Raw genomic sequence first — 4631 nt, 5'->3', positions numbered from 1 at the left:
AAGAAATTCCGAAATTAGAAAAACAAAAAACTGAAATTTTAGAAAAACTGAACAACGAAACCGATTATGAAAAGATTGCCGATTTTTCTAAAAAAATAGAAGTGATTACTGAAAGATTGGAGGAATTAGAAATGCGTTGGTTGGAACTTCAAGAGTAAAATTTTATTTAAATTCTAGATTTTTAGATAAGTTTTTCAATTGATATTTTTAAGATAAAAAATTACTTTCTTTGTCTTAAAATATTTTTGAAATGAACAACGACCAAAAATTAGAAGCGAAATACGGACTGTTTACCGCTATTTCAATGGTTATTGGACAAGTAATTGGTTCCGGTATTTTCTTTAAAGTAGACGATGTTTTATTGGCTACCCAAGGAAATATTCTTGCCGGACTTTTAGGTTTTGTGATTGTTGGAATCAGCGTTGTTTTCGCAGGAATTTCAATGGCGAATTATGCGGAACTTTTACCAAAAGATGGAGGGATTTTAAATTATGTGAATTACCGTTTTGGCAAAACGGCAAGTTATTTTGTGGGTTGGATGTACATGAGTTTGTTTTATCCTGCGCTAACCGCCGTTCTGTTCACGGTTTCGGGAATTTATATTGCGCATTTAATTGCAGAGTTTTCGAGTTTTCAGCCAACTCCTTTGCATTATACTTTGATTGGATTTGTAAATTTAATCATCTTCTTTTTCATTAATATTTTTCGTCCGAAAAGCAGCGGGGTTTTCCAACAAATGACGACGGTCCTGAAAGTTTTACCTTTAATTTTTATTGCTTCTTTAGGGGTTTTAAGTCTATTTAAAGGAGAAGTAAGTGAAGTGAATACTTTTACCCAAATTGGAAATGGTTTACAAACTCAATCGTTTATATTTTTGGTGGCGGCGAGTTTTATTCCGATTTCGTTTGCATTTGATGGTTGGTATATTGCGACGCAGATTTCTGGCGAGATTAAAAATTCGAAGAAAAACCTTCCGAAAGCTTTAATTATAGGAACGATTTCGGTGATGGTCATTTATATTGCGTATTATTTAGGAATCGTTTTCCGGATGAGTGGCGAAGAAATTATTCATTTAAAAGATGCTTATATTACTGAATTTGCAAGGAAAGCAGCTTCTAATTCTGGAGCGATTTTAATGCAACTTTTTATTATTATTTCGGTGTTGGGAACTTCTAATGGTTTGCTTTTGGCGACGATTCGCGTTCCTTATCAATTTTCGAATTTAGAAAAGTCGAAGAAATTCTTGAACTTAAATAAAGTAAATGAGAAAACGAAAATGCCAATTAATAGTGCGGTTTTCGGAACATTAATTATTGTGTTTTATCTATGCATTTATTATATTAACAATACGCATCCTTATTTTACGCAGACCAACTTTGATCTTTCAGCCATTCCAATTGTTTTTATTTATTTGGTGAATGGTGCTTTGTTTCTGGGTTTATTTCAATTATTTAAAAAGAAAGTTTTTACCAAAAATTCCGTTTTCAAAAAAATCATTACGATAATTGCGGTTTTAGGAAATGTTATTGTGTTGTTCGGAACTGCAACTGCGCCGAACGGATTGCTGTATTTCGTAATCAATATCCTCTTTATTCTTGGCGGATTTCTGTTCATGAGACGAACATGACAAAAGTCACGCACGATTAATTCTTTTCATTTTCAGTGATTTAGATCCTTGCTTTAATTTTTGTTTAGAATAATTACAAATAAGATTGTCTGTTTGCAGATAGTTTTTTACTTTTGCACCGTTATTTTAATTCATTCTAAATAAAAATGTCTCAATGAAAAAACAAATATTCGCAATTGGTCTTTTAATCGCTGCAATTTCCGCAAACGCTCAAATGAATTTTGAGCCAATAAATGATACCATCAGAATTCTACAAATAGAAGATGTGAACCTTCATAAAACTGGGAATCCTAATAAAGCGAGACCTTTATCATCAAAAGCAAATTTAACGATGATGGAAACGCCACAGCCGATTGCGATTGTTACTCATGAAATTATCGAGCAGCAACAAGCCAAACAATTGAGTGATGTTTTGCAAAATGTGAACGGAATTTATATTACTTCTTCACGAGGAAATTCGCAAGATAGTTTTGGTGGAAGAGGTTTCAGCCTCGGGAACGATAATATTTTTAAAAACGGAGTAAGAGTAAATAGTGGGGTTTTCCCAGAAGTTTCAGGTTTGGAAAGAGTTGAGGTTTTGAAAGGGGCAAACGCAATGCTTTATGGAAATACAGCGGCGGGTGGAATCATTAATATGATTACCAAAAAACCGAGATTCAATTACGGTGGAAGCGTTGGTTTCAGTGCTGGGAGCTGGAATTCTTATAAACCAACTTTGGATTTTTACGGACCGATTTCAGATAAAATTGCTTTCCGTGTGAATGGCGCTTACGAAAATGCTGAAAGTTTCCGCGATGTGGTGGCTTCGCAAAAGCATTATTTCAATCCTTCTTTCTTATTTAATTTAAGCGAAAAATCGCAATTGATTGTTGAAGCCGATTATTTGAAAAATCACTTCACCCCAGATTTCGGAATTGGCTCCATCGAAAATGCCGATAAAAGTTACGCTTTAAATGATAAAGTGGGAAGAGATGTTTTTTTTGGAACCGATTGGCAATATCAAGATGTGGAACAAGCTTCAACGAATGTAACTTATAATTATCAAATCAATGATAAATGGACGTTAAACGCTGTTGCGTCTTATCAAAATTACACGAAAGATTATTTCTCTTCCGAGAGAGTTCAGTGGGCGCATATTAAAAATAATCCGTTAGTTGATGAGACTCGTTTGGCTTGGATAAGACCTTTTAATAAATCTTATGCCGAGCAAAATTATGGTTCAGCTCAAGTGAATATTAATGGAGAATTCAATACAGGAAGCATTAATCATAAAATATTATTCGGAACCGATGCCGATTATAACCAAAACGATACTTACACCTTTACGGTGACCGATCCGAAGAATGTTTTGTATTTAGATGATGCTTCAACTTGGGGGAATATCGCAATGCCAAATGCAAAAAGCAAAGATAAATCCAGGGCAAATACCAAGCGAATTGGAGTGTATGTGCAAGATTATGTGAGTCTTTCTGAGCAATTTAAAGTAATTGCAGGTTTGCGTTGGTCGTACATCGAAAATATGGCGACAATGAATACCAACTCGGTAACAGGTGATAAAAAAATCATCAACAATAGTGCAAGTTCTGATCAAGCATTTTCGCCAAAAGTTGGTTTTGTGTATATGCCGAATGATAATCTTTCAGCATTTGCAACTTATACCAATTCTTTTGTAGCGAACTCTGGAAACCTTAGAGATGGTACCGCTTTGAAGCCAACCAACATCGATCAATATGAAGTTGGAGTAAAGAAAAATTTGTGGAATAATGCAGTTGCAGTGAATCTAACAGGTTACCAAATTCTATACCATAATTATTATCAAAATACATTGGATAATGCAGGAATGCCAATTGATCCAAATGGTTTGATGAAAGATTTCGCGGGTAAAATGAGAAGCCGCGGAGTTGAATTAGACATCACAGGAAATCCTTATCCGAACTTATCGATTATTGCAGGAGCTTCTTATAATCACTCTGTTTATTTGGATACGCCCGCAGATTTCGGTTATGTAGAAAATCAAAGATTGGTAAGAACACCGGCAACTACAGCGAATGCCTCCATTTTTTATACTTTTACTAATTATGTGAAAGGTTTGAAAGTGGGCGCAAGTGCCTATTACATTGGCGACCGATTAGCTGGTTGGAATGATACCAAGTCTGGAGCGAATAGTTTGGAAGTAAGAAATGGAGTTTCCAGAGTTTACGATTTAAAAGATTACACCACCGTGGCGCTTTCTTTAGGTTATGATTGGAAGAAATTTTCTATCATGGGAAAAGTCGGAAATGTATTTGATACGGTGAATTACAATGTACACGAAAATTATTCAGTGAACCCGATTACTCCAAGAAATTTTTATATGACTTTAACTTATAAATTGTAATAAAAACACTTTTCATATCATCTTAATTTTAAAGTAATAGCGGTGGAGATTTCGGTTTCCACTTCTGTTATTAAAAGTAAAAAAAACAGCAAATAAAAAAGCAGAACTATGGCAGCAATTAAAGACACCAAATCATTCATGCGAATCACGCACCGTTATTTAGGATTCTTCATGGCGGGAATTATGGCAGTTTATGCAGTTAGTGGAATCTTATTGGTCTATCGTGATACCGATTTTCTGAAACAGGAAAAAAAAATCGAGAAAATCCTTGATAAAAATCTGGACGAAAAAGCACTCGGCAAAGAAATAAAAATGAAAAATCTCGAAGTTAAAAAAACTGAAAATGGCATTTTATTTTTCAAAGAAGGTACTTATAATTCGGTAACAGGAGAAGCAAAATATTCGAAGAAAGAACTTCCATTTGTTCTCAATAAAATGACGCAACTTCACAAAGCACAATCAAAAGATACCCTTTCTCCCCTGAATACATTTTTTGGCATTTCCTTATTTTTCTTTGTGATCTCCAGTTTCTGGATGTTCAATGTAAAATCAAAAGCTTTTCGTCGTGGAATGTATTATGCGGTTGCAGGTTTAATTTTGGCGATTGTGCTTGTTTTTATTTAAAAG

The 4631-nt window shown here is 34.4% G+C and carries 4 protein-coding genes; all 4 read left to right on the top strand.

The window, feature by feature from the left end:
- Positions 1–5 precede the first annotated feature (5 nt).
- The 4 genes from WBY99_RS12065 to WBY99_RS12050 all read left to right on the top strand — a co-directional run bounded on the left by WBY99_RS12065 (position 6) and on the right by WBY99_RS12050 (position 4628).
- A complete protein-coding gene (locus tag WBY99_RS12065) occupies positions 6–158 on the top strand; it encodes a hypothetical protein (protein WP_423976586.1) in 153 nt (50 codons plus the stop codon).
- A 92-nt stretch (positions 159–250) separates the two neighbouring features.
- Positions 251–1627 carry an APC family permease gene (locus WBY99_RS12060; RefSeq protein ID WP_423976585.1) on the top strand — a complete coding sequence of 459 codons (1377 nt, stop codon included), beginning with the start codon at positions 251–253 and terminating at the stop codon, positions 1625–1627.
- Between the two features lie 154 nt (positions 1628–1781).
- Complete coding sequence (locus WBY99_RS12055) at positions 1782–4004, top strand: TonB-dependent siderophore receptor (protein ID WP_423976584.1); 2223 nt, start codon at positions 1782–1784, stop codon at positions 4002–4004.
- Between the two features lie 108 nt (positions 4005–4112).
- Entirely contained in the window at positions 4113–4628 is a 516-nt protein-coding gene (locus WBY99_RS12050; protein ID WP_423976583.1) for a hypothetical protein, read from the top strand.
- The last annotated feature ends 3 nt before the right edge of the window (positions 4629–4631 follow it).

It is taken from the genome of Kaistella sp. (assembly GCF_049588135.1).
Lineage (GTDB): Bacteria > Bacteroidota > Bacteroidia > Flavobacteriales > Weeksellaceae > Kaistella.
This window is presented reverse-complemented; position numbering and strand designations above follow the sequence as displayed.